At 45.8% G+C, this 23347-nt stretch carries 19 protein-coding genes; 4 read left to right on the top strand and 15 right to left on the bottom strand.

From position 1 onward, the window contains the following. Nucleotides 1-19: 19 nt before the first annotated feature. From MKX68_RS00300 to rpiA, 8 genes are all read right to left on the bottom strand, one after another. Nucleotides 20-1015 (bottom strand): BadF/BadG/BcrA/BcrD ATPase family protein, encoded by a 996-nt coding sequence (locus tag MKX68_RS00300; RefSeq protein ID WP_340908273.1) that lies wholly within the window; start codon nt 1013-1015, stop codon nt 20-22. Nucleotides 1016-1083: 68 nt separating this feature from the next. Then, entirely contained in the window at nt 1084-1797 is a 714-nt protein-coding gene (locus MKX68_RS00305) for a class I SAM-dependent methyltransferase (protein WP_338593755.1), read from the bottom strand. Between the two features lie 68 nt (nt 1798-1865). After that, entirely contained in the window at nt 1866-2819 is a 954-nt protein-coding gene (locus MKX68_RS00310) for an alpha/beta hydrolase (RefSeq protein ID WP_338593754.1), read from the bottom strand. Nucleotides 2820-2855: 36 nt separating this feature from the next. Then, the gene (locus MKX68_RS00315) at nt 2856-4565 is read right to left on the bottom strand and encodes an ATP-binding protein (RefSeq protein ID WP_340908275.1); all 1710 of its coding nucleotides are present in this window, start codon (nt 4563-4565) and stop codon (nt 2856-2858) included. Nucleotides 4566-4580: 15 nt separating this feature from the next. After that, on the bottom strand, nt 4581-5669 hold the full coding sequence (locus MKX68_RS00320; RefSeq protein WP_340908276.1) for a cobalamin B12-binding domain-containing protein: 1089 nt from the start codon (nt 5667-5669) through the stop codon (nt 4581-4583). 285 nt (nt 5670-5954) lie between these two features. Continuing rightward, nucleotides 5955-6416, bottom strand: coding sequence for a MarR family winged helix-turn-helix transcriptional regulator (locus MKX68_RS00325; protein WP_017689273.1), 462 nt, complete (start codon nt 6414-6416; stop codon nt 5955-5957). A 15-nt stretch (nt 6417-6431) separates the two neighbouring features. Continuing rightward, the gene (locus MKX68_RS00330) at nt 6432-7031 is read right to left on the bottom strand and encodes a GNAT family N-acetyltransferase (RefSeq protein ID WP_340908279.1); all 600 of its coding nucleotides are present in this window, start codon (nt 7029-7031) and stop codon (nt 6432-6434) included. A 25-nt stretch (nt 7032-7056) separates the two neighbouring features. After that, complete coding sequence (gene rpiA / locus MKX68_RS00335; protein ID WP_091032039.1) at nt 7057-7728, bottom strand: ribose-5-phosphate isomerase RpiA; 672 nt, start codon at nt 7726-7728, stop codon at nt 7057-7059. A 510-nt stretch (nt 7729-8238) separates the two neighbouring features. Between rpiA and MKX68_RS00340 the strand changes: the two genes are divergently transcribed. Both MKX68_RS00340 and MKX68_RS00345 read left to right on the top strand, forming a co-directional pair. Next, the gene (locus MKX68_RS00340; RefSeq protein WP_340915227.1) at nt 8239-9981 is read left to right on the top strand and encodes a methyl-accepting chemotaxis protein; all 1743 of its coding nucleotides are present in this window, start codon (nt 8239-8241) and stop codon (nt 9979-9981) included. Between the two features lie 79 nt (nt 9982-10060). Continuing rightward, on the top strand, nt 10061-13735 hold the full coding sequence (locus MKX68_RS00345; protein WP_445671098.1) for a non-ribosomal peptide synthetase family protein: 3675 nt from the start codon (nt 10061-10063) through the stop codon (nt 13733-13735). A 115-nt stretch (nt 13736-13850) separates the two neighbouring features. On the opposite strand, the gene MKX68_RS00350 is transcribed toward MKX68_RS00345, so the two are convergent. The 4 genes from MKX68_RS00350 to MKX68_RS00365 all read right to left on the bottom strand — a co-directional run bounded on the left by MKX68_RS00350 (nt 13851) and on the right by MKX68_RS00365 (nt 15750). Further along, entirely contained in the window at nt 13851-14471 is a 621-nt protein-coding gene (locus MKX68_RS00350) for a TraX family protein (protein ID WP_339784660.1), read from the bottom strand. A gap of 77 nt (nt 14472-14548) precedes the next feature. After that, nucleotides 14549-15034, bottom strand: coding sequence for a GNAT family N-acetyltransferase (locus MKX68_RS00355; protein WP_445671054.1), 486 nt, complete (start codon nt 15032-15034; stop codon nt 14549-14551). A gap of 6 nt (nt 15035-15040) precedes the next feature. Beyond that, entirely contained in the window at nt 15041-15256 is a 216-nt protein-coding gene (locus tag MKX68_RS00360) for a hypothetical protein (protein ID WP_340908285.1), read from the bottom strand. 20 nt (nt 15257-15276) lie between these two features. Continuing rightward, on the bottom strand, nt 15277-15750 hold the full coding sequence (locus MKX68_RS00365) for an RbsD/FucU family protein (RefSeq protein ID WP_036609525.1): 474 nt from the start codon (nt 15748-15750) through the stop codon (nt 15277-15279). Between the two features lie 260 nt (nt 15751-16010). Here MKX68_RS00365 and MKX68_RS00370 point away from each other — a divergent pair, with 260 nt between their 5' ends. After that, entirely contained in the window at nt 16011-16433 is a 423-nt protein-coding gene (locus MKX68_RS00370) for a MarR family winged helix-turn-helix transcriptional regulator (protein WP_340908286.1), read from the top strand. A 30-nt stretch (nt 16434-16463) separates the two neighbouring features. Next, the gene (locus tag MKX68_RS00375) at nt 16464-17807 is read left to right on the top strand and encodes an MFS transporter (RefSeq protein WP_340908288.1); all 1344 of its coding nucleotides are present in this window, start codon (nt 16464-16466) and stop codon (nt 17805-17807) included. A gap of 153 nt (nt 17808-17960) precedes the next feature. Here the strand turns inward: MKX68_RS00375 and MKX68_RS00380 are convergent, their stop codons facing one another. The 3 genes from MKX68_RS00380 to MKX68_RS00390 form a co-directional block, all read right to left on the bottom strand. Then, nucleotides 17961-19262: an MFS transporter gene (locus MKX68_RS00380; RefSeq protein WP_338593740.1), complete on the bottom strand. Its 1302-nt coding sequence runs from the start codon at nt 19260-19262 to the stop codon at nt 17961-17963. A gap of 82 nt (nt 19263-19344) precedes the next feature. Continuing rightward, nucleotides 19345-22296 carry a glycoside hydrolase family 3 C-terminal domain-containing protein gene (locus MKX68_RS00385; protein WP_340908290.1) on the bottom strand — a complete coding sequence of 984 codons (2952 nt, stop codon included), beginning with the start codon at nt 22294-22296 and terminating at the stop codon, nt 19345-19347. Between the two features lie 19 nt (nt 22297-22315). After that, a complete protein-coding gene (locus MKX68_RS00390) occupies nt 22316-23326 on the bottom strand; it encodes a phosphotransferase family protein (protein ID WP_340908292.1) in 1011 nt (336 codons plus the stop codon). Nucleotides 23327-23347 lie beyond the last annotated feature (21 nt).

A 23347-nucleotide genomic window follows, 5' to 3' on the forward strand; every position in this document is an offset into this window, starting at 1 on the left:
GTATTGTAGTCGTTAGCCTCTAAAAGTTCAAGTCGTGTGGCCGATTCAGCTCCGATTGAAGCATAGTTGAGATGTTATCCGATACGTTGATCTGCGCCAAATGATAGGCATCCAGCAGTGCGCCCCCAACTGCCGGCAAGTTACTGGATATGTATTGAATTTTTTTCCCTTCGCGCATATTGGCAGCATCCAGTCCTTTCTGAACAGCCTCCACCATATATGGTGAACTCAGACAACTTCCGGTAAGCGTCATGGACACTGTGGGCTGATCGAAACAGGATGCCAGCATGAGGATTCCCACAACAGCCGTATCGGCTGCCGAGCCGCACACCCTAACTGCGAGGGGAATATTCCGATCAGCAGCTTCAGTCACCATAGACGCCATCTGACCAAATTTCCGGTTGGTCGCCTGTTTATTTTCGGCAAAACCCGCTATTCCCAGCGCAGCGAGTTCTCGAATTGAGGCAACATTCCAATATCTCAACACCTGCTCAATCCAAGCTTGGTCATGCGGCCCATAACGTCCTGCGAGGATTGAATGCACGGTGTTGTAAGCCAGAAAACGTGCTGCTGTCGGCGCATAATGACCGAACTGATCGTTGCGGAGCCAAGCTCCCTGTTCGGTTCTGCCAAGGATCAGAGATCCTGTTCCTCCAATAGCGACAATACCTGGCTCACCATCGAAGGCCGCTGTATGTGCGATGTGCGTATCGTTTACCGCACTGATCCTGCCTGTAATCCCCGTACGAGCGAGTAATGCCTCCGACCAAATCGTATCTTCAGGCTGATTCAGACCTGCCATTCCTGCCTGAATGGCAGCGATCTGATCTGATTGGAGTCCAGCCTGAGTTATCGCTTCGGCGATAGCTTCCAGCACATTTTGCTCGGCATTGGTATCGTGATAACGGTTGCAACCACTCTTTTGCACATAGGATAAAATCTTCCCGTTCTGATCTGCGACAGCCACACGCGTGTGGCTCCCTCCTCCATCCATCCCTATTACATATGTATTCATCCTTAACGATCTCCCTTCAGACCACACATTAAGAGTGCCGGGTCCATTGTCAGGTCCCGGCAGAGAGTTTATTGCTTTTGTACAGCAAAACGAAGCAGTTCACAACGAAACTGTGTTGGCTCATCATACTTTTCCTCTTCAATCGTCTGTGTGACATGTTCCTGAAGCAGAATATTCCAGCCTTTGTAAGCCTTCTCCAGTATAGCAATCGCCTCGGCTGTGGGCAGGTTCAGCTCAATTAACGGCTCAATCTCACGGCCTGTATTTATTTCTTTTTCCTCCACATTGGTACTCATCGTAATACAATGAATGCCTCCTGTTCGAGTTCCCGCTTGTAATCGCTCTAGCGCTTCCATGAAAGCTTGCTTATTCGATACATGTTCCAGACATGAGCAAGCAGCAATATAATCAAAATAATCCTTCTCAACAGCATAATGTTCAACATCTGCTTTCACTGCCTGCACGAGATGATCAACCTGATATTCTTTCGCATACTTGCGAAGTCCATCTATAGCCTCGTCAAGCAAATCCACACCGATGACTTCACTGTTCGTTTTTGCAAGACGCTGTGCAATCGGTATCGTATGCCTTCCCACTCCACATCCCAGATCGAGGACACGCAAGTCCTCCTTATGAGCAAGTAAACGTTCCAGCATATCCATCACCATAGGCATGGGCCTCGACATCCAGGTACCAGAGGCGAATAATTCATTGTTCTGATAGAAGTTGGAGTGATAACCTGCCTCTGCTTTTCGTGCAGCCTCAAATTGTTCATTTCCCATCAAAGCACCCCCATCGTTTAGAAAATGATTTGCATCTTCTACTTAATACCCAGATTGTCACAAAAAAATCAATTAAACGCAGGCGACAGATTCTTTTTCATAAAGGATTCCAGTGCCGCCTCATATCCGGTGCGGTCAACTTGAAACGCTGTGCCATGACCCGCACGGGGGACGGTCAGCAATTCCTTTTTGGTTGGGCAAGCTTCATACAACCTGTACACCATTTCCGTTGGTACAAACGTATCAGCCTCACCGTGGATGAACAGCACAGGAACGTTAACTTTGGCAAGCTGCTTGAGAGCCGAAGCCTCTCTGAAGGAATACCCTGCTTTCCACCGGGAGATCAGACTTGTGACAGGTATAAACGGGAATGCAGGTAGCTTGTATAATTGCTTTAACTGGAACGTCAGTTCTTCTTCCACGGATGTATACGCACAATCAGACACAATCGCTTTAACCTGAGTCGGCAGAGCTTCACCACCTGTCATCAGTACGGTTGCTCCTCCCATGGATATGCCGTGCAATACGATTTCCCCTTGTGTACCCACTTTTTCAAGCACCCAGTTGGTCCACTGGACATAATCCTTCCGATCTAACCAGCCAAAACCGATGATATCACCTTCACTCTGTCCATGACCTCGATCATCTGGCATGAGTACGTTATAGCCGTGCTTTTCAGCATAGAATCGGGCAAAACCAGCCATTTCTCTGCCTCTCCCCGAATAACCATGTGCCAGAATAACCGTCTGATCCGACCCTTTATTGGAACTGAGCCATGTACCATGCAGTTTTAATCCATCATGTGATTGAAGAGATATCTCTTCTGTAGGCTGACCATCAAGCCACTTCAGATCGGAAGCACTGCTGATAATTTCATTGTCCGGTTCAGGCATCAGATTCGGGTTATCCACCAAAAACGTTTTTGGTGTACGGCGAATGGCCGTTTTGAAAAAATAAAGCCCACCTGCCCACAAAAGAGCAAGAACGATCAGTACCAGTACTGCAAGTACGTAAAATAACATGAACGAGTTCTACCCTCTTTCCTTATTAAAATATGTTCAATCTTTACTTACTCGTTGAAGTGACTCACATGCTGCTTGATAGGCAGGTAACAAAGCATCCAGCAAAGGTTCTGCTTTCCGTGATTGACCTTTCTTCGCAAACTGCTCTATCTGGGCAAACAAAGTTGATAAATAACGAATCCCAAGACTCAGACTCCCTGATTTCAGATCATGGGCTACCTCGGTTGCAGCAACATGGTCGCCGGACACAATATGTCTGCGCAGCACCTCAATCTTGCCGGGTGTCTCGGTACGATACATGTCCAACAACATACCGAGGAGGGTACGATCGCCATCGGTGTTTAATTCCGCAATCTCATGTACGATGTTCATATTTAGTACCTCTGTCGGTTCGGAGGATTGCTGCCACTTCTCGATCATCTTACTCAGAATTTCCAGCGTGAAGGGTTTCCCAATAAAGTCATTCATCCCGGCTTCCATACACTTGTCTTTCTCTCCCTGCATGACATTACCTGTCATTGCAATAATGGGTGTGATATGGCGCATTTCATCCATTTCTATCGAGCGGATTTTGCGTGTTGCCTCCAAACCGTCCATCAATGGCATCATATAGTCCATGAGAATCAAACTGTATTTTTTGCTGAGAAAAGCAGCTATCGCCTCTTCCCCATTCACTACAGCATCCACTTGGGTTATTCCCAGTTTTTTGAGCTGTAACATAACAAGCTGTCGGTTGATGACATTATCATCAGCCAGCAATACAGATACAGAAGAAGCTTTATCATCCATGTCCTGCCCCTGATGCTCTTGAGCGGAAGCAACAGACTGGTTAGCGGACTGGTTACCGTCTTTCTTACCAAGTGTAAGTTCGAACCAGAATGTTGATCCTTCACCCTCCTGACTGTCTACTCCAATCTGACCTTCCATCAGTGTAACGAGCGACCTGCAGATCGATAATCCAAGGCCCGTTCCTCCATACTCACTTGAGCGTCCTCGTTCAGTCTGCATGTAGGGTTGAAATAACTGGTTCTGATCTTCTTCCGAGATACCAATCCCCGTGTCTTCGACTTCAAATCGGATCATTTGTTTGCTCTCATCATCTTCCATAAGGGTAACTCGTATCCGCACCGTACCTTCTGATGTGAATTTGTTCGCATTCTGAATTAGATTGATCAGTATCTGTGTAATCCTCGTTGGATCCCCTTCAAGAGGAGTAGAGATTCTGGGGTCACAGTTTATGGATAACTGATTTCCGTTCTTTCTGACTTGGGGTTCGAGCAAACGAACAATATAGTTTATCGTCTCTTGCAGATCCACTTGTCCCAGTTCAAGTCGCATCTGACCCGCCTCAAGTTTGGACAGATCCAGAAGATCCTGAATCAGCTTAAGCAGCAGTTTGGCAGCATCCTGTATAACGGAAACCGAATTCTCCTGTTCTTCAGACAAGGGAGACAACTTAAGCATCTCAGCCATCCCCAATATGCCATTTAATGGTGTACGAAAATCATGACTGATACCTGCAATAAATGCGATTTTTGAATCACCTGCATCTACTGCTTGCTGACGTGCAGCTTCAAGACTGTTATTGTTCTTTGCAAGCAGACGCTGGAGTGTCACCAGTTCATTATTCATATCCGAGAATTCTGCAAGTGTCCGTTCCTCTTGCTCTTTACTCCGAATCATCTGATCCGATAACTGCTCAATCGTTCTGCGTAGCCTCTGTATCTCTCCGCTCTCATTAGACATCACATCATCCCTCTCTTAATCCCTAACCATATCAAGCTGATTACATGTAGCTGGCTGAGCCAGTAATTGTTCTGCAACCGCTACCGCTTCATCGGCTCCTGGAGCATAACCGTCAGCTCCTATCGTTTTCCACAACTCCTGATCAATATTAAAGGGATATCCCCCAACCATAATCTTCACATGTGCCGTTGCCGGATGATGACGGATCAGATGAATCAACTCTTTGGCCAGATGAAGGTGATATGTCATCGTAACCGATATCGCAACAACATCGCCCTGATGCCGCTCTATAGCCTCTATTACACTTCCATTGGGAACATTGGCTCCTAGATAGTGCGTATCCCAACCTTCCATCTCAAACACATCTGTGAGCATACGCAGTCCGATCTCATGTTGTTCACTACCTACACAGGTAGCCACTAGTTTTTTATCCTGACCTGTATGAATCAACCAGCGAGAATAAAGACGTGATATGAATGACTGAGTCGCTGCCGTACAAAAGTGTTCTTGTCCCACACTGATACGATGGCATTGCCACAATCGTCCAATTTCATATTGGGTGGGCTGAAAGATATATCGATAAATATCACGAATCGTCACCCCAGCTTCTAACTGGGCTTCAATGATCTCGAAGGCTTCTTTCCGTTTATTCTCAAGCAAACACTGCAAGTACGATTGCGCGGCATCTCCATATGGCATGGATTCGTTGATGTAACCCGCCTGTGACTCCATGTGTGTTGTTCTATATATTCCCATCTCCAGATACTCGAGCAAAAATGCCTTTGACGGATAGTCAAATTCTTCTTCCAATGTCTCTTTGATCAGATTGAGATTAATTGCCAGGTCTTCTGGTGATACCTTATAACCCTCAAGTAGAACTTTCAGCCAGGCAATATAATGAGTAAACAGACCTGGACTCTGTACGAGCGCACTTTCTGCCAAATAGTTCAAGCTATACTCCGAATCCTGTTTGGTTCGCATTTTTCCATTCTCGCCAAATCGCTCAAGTAAATCGGGCTGTCTGAGATACTGTTTCTCCGTTATTTTATCAGCTAATTTCGCAGATTCTTGGAGCAAACGTTCTCCTGCTTCTTGATGACTCATAGATGCACCTCTCCTCTACCCGCATCACATCTCCATCATCATTCGTGACTAATCCAGAATGAGATCGATGTTAGCTAACTTGCAATCGGGATAGGTTCTTCTACTTGATCCAATCCATCCATTCCGCTCTTAATCGTTCTGTTCCATTATACATGAACTTTCGATGATCATGTTTTACACACGATGCATGTATAGAACAATCTTCCTATATTATGGAGGGCCTTGCAAGCCAGTCAGCCAGTATATGCCTGTACTTTTCGAGATCCACAAAAAAACTGACCTGCGTTATGAACGCAAGTCAGTTTTCCCTTCTGCCGCCAATCCCAGCTTCTTCAACATCTTAATCGCATCCACTTTCTCGGAAGGGTCAAGTCCTTCCAAAGCATCAATGATGACCTGATGGTGTTGAGGAAATATCTGTGTGAACAATTCTCTTCCTTCCTCGGTTAACTCAGCGTAAATGACACGCCGATCTTCTTTGGATGGTCGACGAAACAGCAGATTTTTATTTTGCAACTTATCTACAACGTACGTAATATTACCACTGGACATTAACACCTTTTCACCAATCTTTTGCAATGCCTGCGGTCCCTTATGATATAACAAATCAAGCACACCAAATTCTGTCGTATTCAGTCCGTGACTCTGAATGTCCCGATTGGAACGTGAGGTCACAGAATTGTAGGCCCGAACAAGAACCACGAATAATTGTAAAGACAGTTCCCGGTTGTCCTCCGTGTTCAGCATTTCAATAATCCTCCATCAGTTGTTTACATTTCGGCTCGTATGAGAGGCCCGCTTCTGCTCCCACTCCTCACGGAGCATCCCCATACGAATTGAATCATAGTACTGCCCGCGAACGATACGACACTTCCGCATTCGCCCCTCCACCTGTAATCCGGCTCTCACAGCCGCACGCATCATACGTTCATTACCAGACCAAGTAGTCAATCCAACCCGAACCAAAGGCATCTGTTCGAACAAATGACTTGACCACATGGTAAGTGAACGTGTGCCAACCCCGCGTCCCCACTGGACAGATCTGTATATTACAATCCCCATTTCCAGCCACATGGATAACTCATCTTCTATGTAATAGCTGATTGTACCCACAATTTGTCTGTCGGATTCAATAATACGGATTGACACGGGTTTGGAATCGCCTGGATTTACGTCCATACGTTTGAGCATACCTTGTTCAAAACTTTCATAACTTTCGTGTTTAAGTGGGTAATAGGGTGCATCCCATTGCTTCCATTCAGGTACGTCATCACTGTAGATCAATTCATAGAGCTCTTTCAGATCCTGTTTCTCCACACACCTGAGTACAAGTTCACCATCAACGATAGGCAGTTCTTTCATACGATGAAAAGCACCCTCTTCCATATTAAGAACGATGAAGCTCTTCGATACTTCCGTCCGCATTGGCAAGAATGACTGTACTAGCCATATCCACAAATAGTCCGTTATCAACAACACCTGGCAGCATGTTCAACTGAACATTAAGGTCCGCAGCGTGATCAATCGCCTCCAAGTGGCAATCTGCTATCAGGTTTCCGTTGTCTGTCAGATAACGTTGCTGTCCATCCATCCGCCACTGTGGTTGACACCCCAATTTTTCGAGCGCCTGTAAGGTCCACTCAGAAGCAAATGGAACCACCTCAACTGGAAGCGGGAATTTCCCCAACTTTTGCACGGCTTTGCTGCCATCCGCTACAATAATCAATTTGTCACTATTGGCTGCCACGATTTTCTCACGCAAAAGAGCCCCGCCCCCCCCTTTAATCAGGTTAAATTCGGGATCTACTTCATCAGCGCCATCAATGGTCAGATCCAGACGTCCAATCTGGTCAAATGGGACGATGGGAATCCCCCATTCACGGGCAAGCTTGTCCGAAGCCTCTGAAGTGGCAACTGCTTGAATGTTCAATCCATCACGTACCCGCTCACCGATCCGGCAGATGGCATAATAAGCTGTTGAACCTGTACCCAAACCAACCTTCATTCCATCCTCAACATATTCTGCCGCACGCTCTGCTGCTATCTGTTTAAGATTCATCTATAAACCCCCGCTGCTCATAATTTGAGAAATGCATATGTAGTTATTATAGATAAAACCGCTTCCGATGTATATCCGTGCCTTCTGTTGCATCTTTGCCATCATATTTTTGTTTTGTTGAAGGATGTATTTTTACCCACCATGTTATAGAATACAGAATGAAGCTAAAAAATGGGAAATTTTAAAATAAACAGTTCTAAATACCTATAATACATCTGATATGTCCATAAATACGTAAAATATTAAAAAAAATTTAACGATACTATTCAATTTAACGACATTTTATACGACATATTAATTATAGATGTGTTTTAATAATTAGACACCTATGGTTCATACGGTACATAAGTCTCTACGAAAGCGACTGATAAACCAAGACCATGGTCGCATAAATTTCCTTTGGAGGGGATCACGGAATGATCTAGTTCACTGTACGAATGCAACCCTAAAGTTTCTTAATTTAAAGAAGATCAGGAGTGGAATTAAGTGAAATCATTAAGTTGGAAAAGCATGTCGTTTTTCTCCAAAAATCTGTTACTCTCATTTACCAATATCATTATCATCGGGGTAGCACTTATCGCAAGCAGTTACTATTTCCAAAAAACAGTTCTTGTTGATCAACTGCATGGACAGGTGGAACAAATTACCAAAAAGTGGGCTGAAGATATCAATCCTGCCGAGGTACAAGCTGCTATTGCGGAAGGTAGCTATGATGGAGCAACACAAACGAAATTACGAGCGTATTTCGATGAAATGCAAGAATATTATCCTAACATTGCACAAGCCTACATCTTCGGTGTCGAGCTCGGTGGCGATAACAAGAGATTAACTTCCCTTGTAGCGATGCCGACCAACCTAAGAGAGGCTTTTCAAAGTGAGAACGTAAATATTGGTGACATGTATGAGCAGCCGGTCGTTGTAGCCAATGCACTGAAAGAAATGCTCAATACGGATCGCCCAACATTCACAACATTTTATTCCGATGATTTCGGAACATGGACAACCATTGCATATCCAATCAAAGACAGCAACGGAAAGATTTTCTCATATTTTGCCATTGATGCAGATGCATCAGCCGTACCCGCAGGACTGAACTCCTTGCTCAAAAACGGAATTATCATCCTTGTCGCCTTCTTGCTGTTATTCCTGATTATCCAATACCTTGTAGTTAAAAACACACTTTCCCCTATCCGTCACTTGATCAAAGGAATTGATGACGTAAGTCGGGGTAATTTGAATGTCAACATTCCGACAGGCAAAGACGATCTGGGACTCGTTAACGAGAAGTTCAACTCCATGGTTCGCAAAATCAACGATACTATCGTTAAAGTGCAAATCACATCACAAGAAGTAAATCAGTCTGCCAAAGAACTATATGAAGTATCCGAGCGCAACAGTGAGAATGCAGATTCTATTAATAATAATGTGACTCAAATCACTTCCAACATTCGTTCACAGGAACAGGCAACCCGGGATAGTGCACGTGCCATGTCCGAGATGGCTACCGTAATCCAGACGATTGCCAGCAGCTCGGCAAGTGTAGCGGATGAAGCCTATGAGATGGAACGTCGTTCGCAACAAGGTAACAGTGTTGTCCGTCAGGTATCTGAACAGATGAATCTGATTACGGAATCGGTTAAGAATACGGCTTCTGCCATTGAGGTTCTGGAGAGTCGTTCACAGGAAATCGGCGATATTCTCAATATAATCTCGGGAATCTCCAGCCAGACCAACTTGCTTGCTCTTAATGCATCCATTGAAGCAGCTCGTGTTGGTGAAGAAGGAAGAGGATTTGCAGTTGTTGCAGGTGAAGTACGCAAACTTGCCGAGCAGTCTGAACAAGCAACCAGCCAGGTTGGCGTACTGATCCAAGAGATTCAAGCTGGAATTAAACAAGCTGTACGTGCTATGGAACAAGGTACGTCAGAAGTAGATACAGGGCTCAGCGTAGCCGATCAAACAGGACAACTGTTCGAAGATATTTTAGAAGCAGCGAAAAAAGTATCTAATCAGATTCAGGAAGTATCAAGCGCGACGGAGGAAATCTCTGCGGGTACGGAGGAAATGACCGCTACAGCAGATGACTTGTCTTCAAGCGTAAGTAAGACAGCAAACAGCAGTGAACAAATTTCCTCATCTGTTGATGAGCAAAAAGCATCTTTGATAACACTGGTAGACTCCTCCACACGCCTTAACAGCATGTCTGAGGAACTCCAAGAACTGATCTCTCATTTCAATGTAAGCAAACAATAATTCAAATCCACAAACATTCGGTTTGAACCAAGGAGGAATAACTGAAGTGATTGAAAACCAACCATCTTCTTCCCATTCCATGGAATCTAGCTTGCCAGTTCTGCAGATTCCACTGGATTTTGGGCGACGTCAACAATCATTCTCTTATCAGTCTGCTCAAATCACATTACATGCTTCTCTGAGCCGTGAACTTAAACAGAAGTATGGAGAACAGATGGTGTACCCGGTACTCCTCTCAGCTTATGCAGCCTTGTTATTCCGATTGTCAGCTGAACAGGAACTTGCCATAGGTATACTTTCCCCCGATCAGGCAGCTTCCTATCTTTCATTACAGATTCAGGGAAAATTGACCTTCAGCCAACTATGTCATCAGGTGTCAGAGCAGCTCAAGATTGAATACACGTTGCAAAACGGTGGATACCCTGAATCGTTTTTTATGCTGAATAGTGTACAGTTGCCTCAAGCTCCTCAAATATTAAACTGGAACGTTCGAGATGATCAGAACATGCTCATCCTCGATCTGTTCTATGATAGTTCACTGTTGAAAGAGTCTACCGTGCTGAGATATGCAGAATATTATCAGACTCTTCTACTCGCCCTTGTGCGTGACGGTGAGAAAGCTATCGGTACGGTAGATATTCTTTCCGCCTCAGATCGATTGCTTTACCGTGAAATGAATGATACTTCTGTTCTCGAACCAGAGAATCAGACGGTTCATGGCTGGTTCGAAGCAACGGCAGCGGCATATCCGGATTCACCGGCAATAACATCGCCATCCAAAAGTTATACGTACAGAGAATTAAATGAACGAGCTAATCAGGTTGCACGTGTTCTGATATCCAATGGATTGCAGAAAGGTGAATTCGTCAGTATCTTTATGGATCGAAGTCTGGAAACCATCATCTCCCTACTTGGTATTCTGAAGGCAGGCGGTGCATATGTTCCGATCGACCCTGAGCATCCACAAGAACGTAACAGTTATATCGTGGAAGATACGGCGTCCTCATTTGTGCTGACAACGGAGGCTTCTTATGCCCAAGCTTCCAGCTTGTTCTCCAGTATAGCTACGGTCCGTCAGATTCTCGCTGTGGATGGTCGTTTAGCCGGATTTGCAGCAAGTAACCCCAATCTGGATATTCAGCCAGACGATCTTGCGTATATTATCTACACGTCAGGGTCGACCGGTAAGCCCAAAGGTGCACTGATTGCCCACCGAGGTGTAACCAATCTTGGCAGTGTGGTTCAGCGTGATTGTGACATTCAACCAGGTGATGTATTAACCCAGTTTGCTACATACAGCTTTGATGCATCCGTGTGGGATACCATTGGCGCCTTGTTCTATGGAGCAGAATTATATCTGTTGTCTGCGGAAGAACGTGTATCCGTTGAAGAATTCGCAAGTGCAATTGAACGAACAGGAACAAACATCATTACGATACTGCCTACGATTTTCTTCAATCAGCTTGCTTCCTACTTATCCGATGAAGGTTTCCACAAGCTGGCCAAAGTCCGAATCATTACTGTAGCCGGAGAAGCGTTATATGGAGAACAGGTTCGTGCCTTCCAGCGCAAATTTGGAAACCAGATTGATATTGTTAATGTGTACGGACCTACCGAATGTACAGTAGCCACAGCTACTCACCGCATCAGTGAGCAGGTTCCGGAACATGTGGTGAACATCCCTATCGGTAAACCGATTCATAACTACAAAGTATACATTGTGAATGAAGAACAACAACTCTGTCCAGCAGGTGTACCTGGTGAGGTATATATTGCTACCCCTGCACTGGCCAAAGGTTATCTGAATCAGCCAGAACGTACTGAGCAAGCATTCATTGAGAACCCGTTTGCGATGGGTGAGAAAATCTACAAGTCTGGCGATATTGCCAAATTGCTGGATACCGGGTTGCTGGAATATGTCGGTCGCAGTGACTCTCAGCTAAAAATTCGTGGTCACCGAATTGAGATCGGGGAGATTGAAGATCACTTTGCACGGCTTGATCAGATCCAGAACGTTGCTGTCATTCCGAAGAAAGAATCCGATGGACAAAATATGCTGGTTGGTTACTTTACATCGAAAGATGGCAGTACCCTCTCTGTTTCGGACATCAAGGCAGAACTGACGGAGAAACTTCCTTCTTATTTTGTACCAAAGTGGATCTGTCAGCTGGATGAAATGCCGATTGCACCGACTGGAAAAATCAATCGCAAAGCGATGGTATCCCTGCCTCATGTTGAACGACATGAAGATCGTCCTGATCGGGTCATGCCTGAGACGGGGACGGAATCCATTATCCTGAATGCGTGGAAAGAAATCCTTCAGCACGATGACTTCGGTGTCGAAGACAGTTTCTTCAATATCGGTGGTGATTCACTCCGGGTCATTCATGTACTTGTTATTCTGAAGCCACATTATCCACAGCTGAAAATTGCCGACTTCTTTGCCGAGAAAACAGTCCGCGCTCTCGCTCGTCGTGTGGAAGTATTGTCTCTCAGTGCTGCAGAAGTTACGAATTCAGTGGTGACCGATGGCATGATTACACAATTATCCGAACATCCTGTGGAGCTAACATCCCAGTTGGGGTACCCGCTCATTCGTGAACCTGAGCATGTGTTATTGACCGGAGCAACTGGTTATCTGGGCTCTCATGTGCTGCAACAGTTAATTCTGAATTCCAGTACACGAATCTACGCCCTTGTTCGTCGACCATCCAATGGAATAACTGCATTGGAACGTTTGACTAACGTGCTGGAAGGTTATTTCGGCAAACAACTGACTGACCAACTCTCCACTCGCGTGGAGATTATTGAAGGGGATCTCGAACAACCTAATCTCGGTCTGTCCACTGAACAAACGGCTTATGTTCAGGATCGAATTGACCGTGTCATCCACTGCGCTGCAGACGTACGTCATTTTGGCGATGCTGATCAGTTCGCCAAAACAAACGTGGAAGGAACGGTCGCATTGTTAGACTTGATTCGCAGCAAACCAGGTGCTTCCTTCCACCATGTATCCACGATGGGTATTCCGGAAGACCTGGCACTCAGCGGACAATGGGAATCTTCCCTGCAATATGATCGGTTCCCGGCTGACTTGCATGTGGACAACCTGTATTCGGACAGCAAGCTTGAAGCCGAGAAAGTGCTCATGATTGCGGCAGAGGAAGGTGTACCTGTCAGCATCTATCGTGCAGGTAATCTCACTTGCCACTCCGAAACTGGACGCTTCCAGTCCAATATTGATAGCAACGCCTTTTATCGTATGATCAAAGCAATGTTATTGCTCGGCAAGGCTCCTGCGGCTGACTGGATGGTTGATTTTACACCGATCAACTATGCAAGTGAAGCTATCGTTCACCTGGCCTTACGTCAGGATACCGCCGGTCGTGTATTCCACATCTGTAATCCGGAGCCCATCCGTTATGATGAGCTGATTCGTTCTGTAAATCGGGCTGGTTATGAAGTCGAAACGCTACCTTTTGCGGATTACACACGTTGGTTGTTCGATGCGAGCATTAGCAAGGAGCCTGAGGCTCTTCAGTTGGCTATTGCACAGCTTGAAGGCGACGGTGCGAAGGATTCAGCTTATGTCTATGCCTGCCCTGTCACAACGGCTTATGTGGAACCAGCCGGTATCTCATGTGCGAGAACAGATGATCGCTTCATCTCCGCCATGTTGGACTACGCTGTTCAGATTGGGTACTTCCCCGCCGCAATTCGGGACCATAAGGGCACTTCTACAGCAATGGAGTAAGTTCACTCTATCATCAGCATTTATTAATAAATAAGGTCACACGAAGAGAAGCCATCTTATCGTCATTCACTGACGATAAGATGGCTTCTTTTCTTTGCATTTTTGGATCATTCTTTTAGACCCATCGGATGATTGCAATGATGGCAAGATGCGCTGGATAGAAATAGCGCCAGACCCAACGTGGCCCCTTCATACGGAATCCCGCTTGGTAATACTGAGCAATAGCAATGCCAGCGGTTGCGAGCACACTATACATTTGCACAGAGCTGTTATGCAGCAGAAGATATAGTGCATTTAACAAGACATGTGCCACGACAAGTACAGGACCCTGGAAATAACGGAATAACAGAACCAATAACAATCCGTACATCCCGTAATCCATATGGCTAATTTCCATGAACCAACCTGCTCCAATTACAATCGGAATCCCCAGTAGTTTGGATGGCAATTTATCAATAACGAATAATACCAACAGGGCTGACCACAATGTCCATACCACGTTCAGAGAATAATGATTAAACGCAGCCATGAACGGCACCTGTGATATGATCGCGATCCAGAACAGCCGCCATATGTATTTTTGTACGTCTCGTGTATGTTTATAACCGATATACACTGCAAAAGCATAGATTGGAAAAGCGATACGACCTATGATCCTCAGTTCTATAATATGTGGAAAAAAGACAGCCCCTATATGATCAATTAACATCGTGATCATGGCAATCCACTGCATCATGTTGCGACTCCCCTCCCTTGTTGCCGACGACACGAGTGTGCCATTCATTCATATAGTGCGTCTTTTTGAGCAACCTCTTATACATTAAGTTCATAATACATGAATTTGGTATCCTGTGCATATCCTTCGGATTCATATAAAGCTTGCGCTTGCTTGTTACTTAACTCAGTTGAGAGTGATATACGAAGAACCCCTCGCTCAGATGCCAATTGCTTGGCTGCTTGCAAGAGCTTCCTAGCAATTCCTTGCTGACGATAATCCGGATGCACATATAGATCATTAAGCACCCAGACGGGTCCCATCGATACTGAACTGAAACTTGGATACAGCTGAACGAATCCGGTGCAAATTAAGCCATTCGAGATTGGCTTTTCTGCTACCAAAATCACCGATTCATGGCGTTCCATTCGTTCTCTAATATACTGACGTGCTGCCTCAATGTCAGCATTTTGGTTGTAGAACATCCTGTACTCATTGAACAAACGTCCCACATCGTTACAATCAGGAAGATCCGCTTGTCTGATTCGGTGCTGCATTTCACTCAACTCCTCTGGGATGGACACAGACCATCATCTCCTCGTTTGTATTTCTTCAATTGTAAAACATTCCTTTCCTTTTCCCCATTCATCATCTGCATCAAAATTTGTAGTATCTTGAGCAGTGAGCTGACATTCGTTCATGAGCGCTTCCAGTATGCTTCTTGCTATCAAGTCCATGCCAATTCTGTACGTTTTGTTATATTGACTTCGTATTGGTAAAAATAAAAAGGCGACCAAAGCATCCACTGCTCCGTCGCCATAATTATTCAGTTCGATTCAGCATTCTGCTGTTCCTGACCAGGATCAGCATCGGGGAAAATGACGCCTTTCTTCAAAATCAGATTGGCATATTGCGCGCGCTCACCAGTTGCAACAATCACATAGGCATTCGAAGCACGTTTATAAAAATCAAATCGCTCTTCATGATCAAAAGCATCCGTGATGCCTTCATATTCTTCAATCAACCGGCGGTAGTCTTCCCATATGATCGGGATCACCTGATCCCCTTTCACAACCTGCATGACAGCAGCGGGACGCTCAGCATAGGTATCGAGTGGATATAATTGCAGGATGGCATCCAGCAGTTCAACGACTCCCAGTGCATCACAGCGTACCAGTCGCTTAGCATGACTGGCTGCGGGGAAATTGCCATCCGCCAGAACCAACTCGTCTCCATGACCCATTTCGGACATGATTTTGAGTAACTCTGGAGGTATTATTGCGGGTATATTCTTTAGCATACACAGCTCTCCTTGTTCATCTCCAACATCAGTTAGAGCAAATTGGTTTGGTTTTCTCCATTCTTCAAGCACGCTAGACATTGATTCTATAAAAGCGGTTTCATTACCATTCTAACAGTATTTTTAGATCATTGCACAGCGCACACGTACGTTCGATATGAGAATATTTCATTTTGACAAAAATACTTGTTTGACATATAGTTGTTATAACAACTAATTAATTGGGACATTTTATTATGGAAGCGAGGTCTAGCAATCACATGGACTATACACTGGAACAATCTGTTGGATTCATGCTGGGTTTCACACATCGTAAAGCTGTAGCTTTACTAGCGACGCGATTCAAACCTTATGATATTACGACAGAGCAATTTTCTGTTCTCTTTAATGTTGACCGCGGTGAAGGTGTGAATCAGAAGGAGCTCGCTGCACGTGTCTTCAAAGACCAACCCACCACTGCGCGGATTATTGATCTGCTTGAGAAAAAAGGTTGGGTAGAACGACGGACCAGCGAACAGGATCGCAGAGCCTACCTGTTATATCTCACCATGGAAGGCAAAGCGTTAATTGATATCCTCGTTCCGATTGAAAGAGAAATGAATAAAGAACTTGCTGAAGGTATATCTGAAGACCAGATGGAAGCATTTAAACATACTCTTTCCCTCATTAACCGCAACTTGTAATGAATCACAACTCAGGGGGAATACATCATCATGAAAGAACAATCTACACAACAAGTTAGACTATGGACCACCGATTTTATACTGCTGATGCTGTGCAACTTCTTGTTGTTCTTGCAACTGCACATGATCGTCTCTCCGCTTCCGTCCTACGTTCAGGAGCGATTTCACGCCAATGCATTTGAAGTAAGTTTATTCACCTGTCTGTTTGCACTAAGTGCCATTGCAGCCCGTCTCTATTCCGCGAAAGCACTGGAGAAGGGCCTTCGTAACGCCATGATCTATATCGGCCTGTCCGTAGCCCTGCTGGCAACGCTCGGCTATTATTTTGCTGCCGGTATAGCTGTGCTCTTGTTGCTGAGAATGTTGTTTGGTATCGGGTTTGGTATGAGCAGTACCGCTTTTCCAACGATGGCCTCGGACATTGTGCCCGTCAAACGAATGGGCGAAGGTATGGGTTACTTTGGTCTATCGACTAGCCTGGCTATGTCTATGGGGCCAATCATTGGGGTCACTCTGCTACAGGGTGCTGGATTTGTAACCTTGATGTTATGTACTGCGGGTGTACTCGCTGTGATCTATCCACTGAGTTATTCGCTGACACGCAAAAAAGCAGTCAGAACCGATAACAGTGAAAATATCATGCCACAAGCTACAACAATTGCTTCAGAGTCCAATCCAAAACAGAAGACACCTTTCAATCGTAAGCTGATTCTGCCAAGTGTACTGAACTGCCTGTTATCCATCACCTATGGTGGGCTTGTCGGATTCATCGTTTTGTATGGTAAGGAAGCCAATCTGGCCAATCCTGCGCTGTTCTTTTTGTTCAATGCACTCGCCGTGTTATTGGTTAGACCATTTGCAGGGCGGATCTATGACAATAAAGGTCCAAAAGCACTGCTCATTCCAGGGGCAATATTCGTTGCTGTCGGCCTCATTCTGCTCTCGTATGCAACCTCCATGTCTGTCCTGTTCATTGCTGCCTTTGTCTACGGGATCGGTTATGGTTCCATGCAGTCGTCTCTGCAGACCTGGATGATTCAAGTTGTGTCTCCTACTCAGCGGGGTATGGCTAACGGTATGTTTTTGAACTCGCTGGATCTGGGTATTGCAACCGGCGCCCTTCTTCTTGGCGCCATTGCGGCCATAACCAGTTACACCGATATGTATCGATATTCCGTAATGTTTATGATTCTGTTCTTGCTTATATATCTGATTCAGGGAAAACGAAGCGGCAGCTTCTCCATTGAACCTCATGCTCTGCTCACTCATACTCATATCACTGCAACGGAACCACCTCAAGATCAATCCAATAATTCAGAATCTGTAGCCGGCAACACCGAAACTAGCCAGTCGAATATAAGAAAACACGAATGATTGGTTAACGTCATTCTGAACATAAAAACGCGTTTACACCGAGAAAGCAAATTCATCCGCTCTCTTAGGCGTAAACGCGTTTTTTATTGGAACAGATCTGAATGTTAAAGTGAAGACAACATGGAAATGAATGTAGCATACAGCACCATCTATCTAAAATGGACTTCTCTTGCGACCTATGGAAGCATACCCTCTACTCGTCTCGATCACATCCATAGATGTTTCATCCTGTTTCTGCTTGCTTCCTGAAGTAGGTTGGTCTCCCTTATCCGGCTTAACTGCGAATAATGTGAGCAATCCGCCCACTGCGCCAGACGCAGCGAGCACACCAAAAAGCAAAAAATGATGAGAACCGATCAGCAAAGAAACGACAGGTGGACCGAGAGATACCCCAATGAATCGCATGCTGCTGAACAGAGCCGTGATTGTGCCCCGCTGTTTTTTGTCCACGCCTTCTGTAATCAAGGCATCCAGACATGGTAACGTGGCACCTATTCCGGCACTTCCCAATGTGAAAAGACCTACTACAACATAGATATTATCGAATAAACCTATAACGCCAAGGGATACCGTCAGAAGCGCAAGTCCTGTGAAGCCAAGCCATTTCATCCGCGTTTTGTTCTTGCCAATCCACTTCCCTGCCAGGAAAGAAGACAGACATAACGCTGCCAGCGGAATCGCAAGGACAAGTCCTTTAAGAACACCTTTCAGGGCGAATTCGCTCTCCAGCGTCTCGGATAGATAATATAACACACCAAAGATGACAAACATGCAAATACCGCCGATTGCAAACAACGCATACAACCAGCGTCCCTTTTCTTTCAATACGTCACGAATCGATGCCACAAATTCAGGAAAGGTGGGAGGCTTTTCTTTTTTCCGGGGAGTCTTCACCAGAAAAATAACAAGAACCAGCGAAAGCACACAAAGTATAGGAATAGCCATGAATGGCGCATACCACAACCAGACCGCCAGCGCTGCACCCAGAATCGGACTTATGACTTTACCGAACGTATTTGAGGTCTCAATGATACCCAGGCTTTTGCTAACTTCGTTTTCATCATTGAACATGTCCCCAACCAACGGGATAACGATAGGAAATGCGCCGGCAGCACCTATTCCCTGCAATAACCTGCCACCCAGAATGGTCCAGTAGGCTATGTTTCCGTTCAGCATCCATGCTGCCACACCAGCGACAGCACCTCCGACGGCTGCAATAACGAGGCTGGGAATGATAACTGCTTTTCTGCCAAAACGATCCGACAAGTACCCTGCAAGAGGAATAAGCAGGATGGCAACTACAGCGTAGACTGTAATGAGCATACTGACCTTAAATGCAGATACCTTCAACTCACGTTCAATCTGTGGCAGGATCGGTATAAGCATGGAATTACCCAAGGTCATAATTAAAGGGATGGAAGCAAGTGCGACGAGGTCCCACTTTTTATCGTTCATACCACAACCACCTTTACAGATTCTACACACAACAGCATTATTGTGCTTGTTTCGGAGGTTGATTATGCAGGACATGCTACAACTACAACAATCTAAAGTGCCGTAACGCTGCTCCACCTTTGAAAATAATATATAGCTCATTCACCTTATGTGACGCCTCAAGCGAACACTGGACCGTTGTCCACTTGATATCTTTCCCGTTCACACTGCCTCCAGGTCCAGATACTTCACACACACCGAGCAGTTCGCCCTCCAGTCCTCCAGAACGAATCTCCAGTCTGCCCTCTTCCCCAAAAGCTGCCACTCTGGCTTCAAATCCTTTTACTTCCTGAACAGCATTATGGTGAAAAGCGATCCAGGATGACTGACCATCTCGATATAAGGGTTCTTTCTGAGTGATTGCCCGAACTGCCGAACGTCCTTCCAGACATTCATCCAACAGAACACCTGCACAAGCATCGTAATTCTCGGCAAAGGTAAGTAAGTGCAGAGGACGGTCCTGAATCGTCTCACCTTCAATCTCAATATCAGCCGACTGGCGGATATCTGCGGAAGAACGCCCTGCCAGAATGGCCCAGGTCGCTGTCTCCAGGCAGTATCGATCTCGGGTAACATCCCATAGCGCCAGCTTCTGAACAGGAATCTCGAAACGTATCGTAACACGCGTCCCTGCTTTCAGATGGATACGACGAAAAGCAAGCAGTTGCTTCTGAGCGCGTTTCACACGCGAGGTATGTGAAGATCCATAGATCTGTACAACTTCATCACTGTCACGTTCACCTGTATTGTGTACCTCCACTTCAATCTTCAATTGATCTGTGGTGGTGGCTTCCGCCGGAGCACTGCGACTTACACGAATCGCTTCGTATTCGAATTCAGAATACGTCAGGCCATGACCAAATGCATATTGAACAGGTCCTTCATGATACATATAGGTCATGCCACTCTGAATAATGTCATAATCCATCATGTCAGGAAGCTGTGATTCATCTTCATACCATGTCATGTTTAATCTGCCTGCCGGGGCATAATGACCTAACAGCACATCTGCAAGAGCGTTCCCCAATTCCTGACCTGCATGTGTCATATACACGATTGCGCGGGCAATACCTTTCAACTCCTGCAAAGCAAATGGATAACTGCCCATAATCACAACCGCCGTATTGGGATTGGCTTCACACACAGCTTTGACAAGCTCGACCTGACTCGGCGGAAGCAGCAGACTTGGGCGGTCAATTTCTTCTTTGCCGTTGATATATGGGCTGTTGCCAACAACAACGACAGATGCCTGACTGCTACGTGCAGCTTCTACGGCTTGTTGTATTCCGCTGGTCACAATATCAATATTGAATGCAGAAGGTATCTGTGTATTGCCTGGTGATTGACTTGCGTGTCCAGAGTCACCAATATCATTCGGGTTTGTATCTGTAGCTGTAGTTTGTTCTCCTTGTGGCCGGAGTGGTGATACAGCAGAATGACCCTGATATTCGCTCAGTCCAACAGGGGTACCGTTCCACGTCCGCAAGGTGTTACTTCCATCCGTTAGAGGATCTATACGAACAACTTCCTTCACGAACCAGCCACCAATCTCCGGTGCGTTTGCTTGATAAATGCCTTGCTCGGTTAAGCTAACGTATCGATTATTGTTCAAACTTCTCAGGGTATGACTTCCCCAACCCCAATCCTGATGTATAAATTCGGTGGCCGTAGGTGCATTGCCCTCTGGTACAGCGACGAGTGCACCTTCCGCACCCAAGGTTATAACCTGTCCGTCTGCCGTCTTCAACTGAATACGGTCATTCCCATCTATATACGTTACGTCTGTTTGGGGTAGTCGATTACGCAGTCCATCGAGGACGGATACACGATAAGGCAATGTGCCACTGTACCAATCCGTATAGACAACATCGGCAAGTGGTCCAATGACACTGATCTTCTGTAATGCCTCTGGCTTCAAAGGAAGAAATCCATCATTTTGAAGTAAAACAATGGATTCAACAGCGGCACGATAACTAAGTTTGGCATGCTCTGGTACACATAATACCGACTCGGGGATAGACGCATAGGGGTTGCGTCCGGACTGATCCAGCTGCCCAAGTCGCATCCGCACACCAAAGATGTTACGAATCGCTCGGTCCAAATCAGCGATCTCCAACAGCTCCTGATCAAGAGCATCCTCCAGAGCAGATACCACAAGATCAACTTCATCCGTAAGACAATCCACTCCTGCCTTCAACGCACCTGCTGCTGATTCCGCGTGGCTGGTATGATAACCGTGATAGTCTACCGTCTGAGACAGATCTCCTCCATCACATACAATAAAACCTGGCATCGCCCACTCGCCCTTAACCACATCATTCACATACGGACTCTCAATGGCAGGTGTACCATTAATGGAATTGTAAGCTGTCATCATGGACAAGGCTCCGCCTTCCACAAATGGTGTCTCAAATGCTTTTAAATAATATTCCCGTAGATTGCGCGGATCGATGCTGGATGAACAATTCAGCCGATCTTTCTCATTATTATTGGCAAAAAAGTGCTTTAATGTAGCGACCATTTTCAGATAAAAAGGATCATTGCCCTGCATACCTTTGACGAGAGCTGCCGACATTTCTCCCGTGAGAACCGGGTCCTCGCCATATCCCTCTTCCGTTCTGCCCCAGCGTGGGTCACGTTCCAGATCAACCGTTGGTGCCCACAAGGTCAACCCATGAACCTCAGGATTACGGTGATGGTATGCCCTCGCTTCATCGCCAATGACGGAACCAATCTCCCGCATGAGCCTCGTATTCCAGGTACTTGATAGACCGAGAGGTTGCGGAAATACGGTTGCCTCCCCTTTCCATGCAACCCCGTGGGCAGCTTCACCCCCAACGTTGTAGGCTGGAATGCCCAGTCTTGGTACAGCTGCTTCGCGTGTAGGAATTAGTCTGATCTTCTCCTCCGTTGTCAATCGTGCAATCAGGTCATCCAACCTTTCCTCAAGTGAAAGTGACGCATCCCACATCGGGTATTGATGATACTCCTTCATCCTTCATTCCCCCTGCGAATTAGTTAAGTCCAAGTTGCTTCCAATGCTCCAGTAGATCCAGCGTGCGCTGGTGATACTTCTGACCATCTTCAGGTTGATTGACCTGATGTTCATGAACGTAGGCATTAAAATATGAAGACAGTATTCGATAGGCAAGCCTGCGTGCCTGTCCTTCAGCGGATGAGTCCAGTGGACGATTATATCCTTCATGAAAAGCCACCGATTCTGACGACAATATGGCTTCAAACTCCCTGTCGGCAAACATGGAACGATCTCCGTCAATGATGGCTGCAATGTTCAGCTCACCATTTTCCTCATGAACAAGTACATTTGCTTCCCACAGGTCATTATGAACGAGTACCGGACGGGTCACTTGATCAAATAAGTCTTTATTTTGGATGAAAATAGCAGCGATCTCTTCTCCCACACCTGACATGTAATCGGCTTGTGCCGCTTTAAGTGCCGTTTCTTCTGCAAAAGAGTGCAGCACCTCGGACCATTGATCCGAGCCTTTAATCGTCCCATCTCCTTGCGGCCAGCCAAACGATGCACCCTGGATCTGATGCATGATGGCGGTATACGCGCCAAGCTGATGATACAATCGCTCTTTTTCTCTGTCTGAAATCGATGCGTGATCCAGCTGCTTACTCGGAATAAACTCCATAAACATGTACGTTCTTGGAATGATGGATCCGCTATCATCACAGGCGATAATGTTTGGAGCAGGAATGCCTGCTTTACGGTAATATTCATACACAATCGGTTCAGCCGCCATCATTGTGCGTTCAAACGAAAATAGGGGATCACTCGCAGAACCAGCCGCCATCTCACCCCGCTCTGGAGCCAAACGTAAAATCACATCCGTATAGGATGTATGTTCAAGTTGAATCCGATAGGTTGTATTAAAAAGTCCACCTTGCAGGAGACCAAACGCCTTCACTTTGGTATCGCTTCCAAAATTAAGTTCTACCAGATGATGCAGCATCTCTGTTGATATCGTGCAGTGCAAACCGGAATTCATTGTACTCATTTCATTCAATCTCCTATCATC

Origin of the sequence: Paenibacillus sp. FSL M8-0212, assembly GCF_038004645.1 — a bacterium.
Taxonomy (GTDB): domain Bacteria; phylum Bacillota; class Bacilli; order Paenibacillales; family Paenibacillaceae; genus Paenibacillus.

Bases quoted from the DNA above. Each gene is read 5' to 3' on its own strand.
- MKX68_RS00300 (WP_340908273.1), bottom strand. From the start codon at position 1,015: ATGAATACATATGTAATAGGGATGGATGGAGGAGGGAGCCACACGCGT.
- MKX68_RS00305 (WP_338593755.1), bottom strand. From the start codon at position 1,797: ATGGGAAATGAACAATTTGAGGCTGCACGAAAAGCAGAGGCAGGTTAT.
- MKX68_RS00310 (WP_338593754.1), bottom strand. From the start codon at position 2,819: ATGTTATTTTACGTACTTGCAGTACTGGTACTGATCGTTCTTGCTCTT.
- MKX68_RS00315 (WP_340908275.1), bottom strand. From the start codon at position 4,565: ATGTCTAATGAGAGCGGAGAGATACAGAGGCTACGCAGAACGATTGAG.
- MKX68_RS00320 (WP_340908276.1), bottom strand. From the start codon at position 5,669: ATGAGTCATCAAGAAGCAGGAGAACGTTTGCTCCAAGAATCTGCGAAA.
- MKX68_RS00325 (WP_017689273.1), bottom strand. From the start codon at position 6,416: ATGCTGAACACGGAGGACAACCGGGAACTGTCTTTACAATTATTCGTG.
- MKX68_RS00330 (WP_340908279.1), bottom strand. From the start codon at position 7,031: ATGAAAGAACTGCCTATCGTTGATGGTGAACTTGTACTCAGGTGTGTG.
- rpiA (WP_091032039.1), bottom strand. From the start codon at position 7,728: ATGAATCTTAAACAGATAGCAGCAGAGCGTGCGGCAGAATATGTTGAG.
- MKX68_RS00340 (WP_340915227.1), top strand. From the start codon at position 8,239: ATGTCGTTTTTCTCCAAAAATCTGTTACTCTCATTTACCAATATCATT.
- MKX68_RS00345 (WP_445671098.1), top strand. From the start codon at position 10,061: ATGGAATCTAGCTTGCCAGTTCTGCAGATTCCACTGGATTTTGGGCGA.
- MKX68_RS00350 (WP_339784660.1), bottom strand. From the start codon at position 14,471: ATGATGCAGTGGATTGCCATGATCACGATGTTAATTGATCATATAGGG.
- MKX68_RS00365 (WP_036609525.1), bottom strand. From the start codon at position 15,750: ATGCTAAAGAATATACCCGCAATAATACCTCCAGAGTTACTCAAAATC.
- MKX68_RS00370 (WP_340908286.1), top strand. From the start codon at position 16,011: ATGGACTATACACTGGAACAATCTGTTGGATTCATGCTGGGTTTCACA.
- MKX68_RS00375 (WP_340908288.1), top strand. From the start codon at position 16,464: ATGAAAGAACAATCTACACAACAAGTTAGACTATGGACCACCGATTTT.
- MKX68_RS00380 (WP_338593740.1), bottom strand. From the start codon at position 19,262: ATGAACGATAAAAAGTGGGACCTCGTCGCACTTGCTTCCATCCCTTTA.
- MKX68_RS00385 (WP_340908290.1), bottom strand. From the start codon at position 22,296: ATGAAGGAGTATCATCAATACCCGATGTGGGATGCGTCACTTTCACTT.
- MKX68_RS00390 (WP_340908292.1), bottom strand. From the start codon at position 23,326: ATGAGTACAATGAATTCCGGTTTGCACTGCACGATATCAACAGAGATG.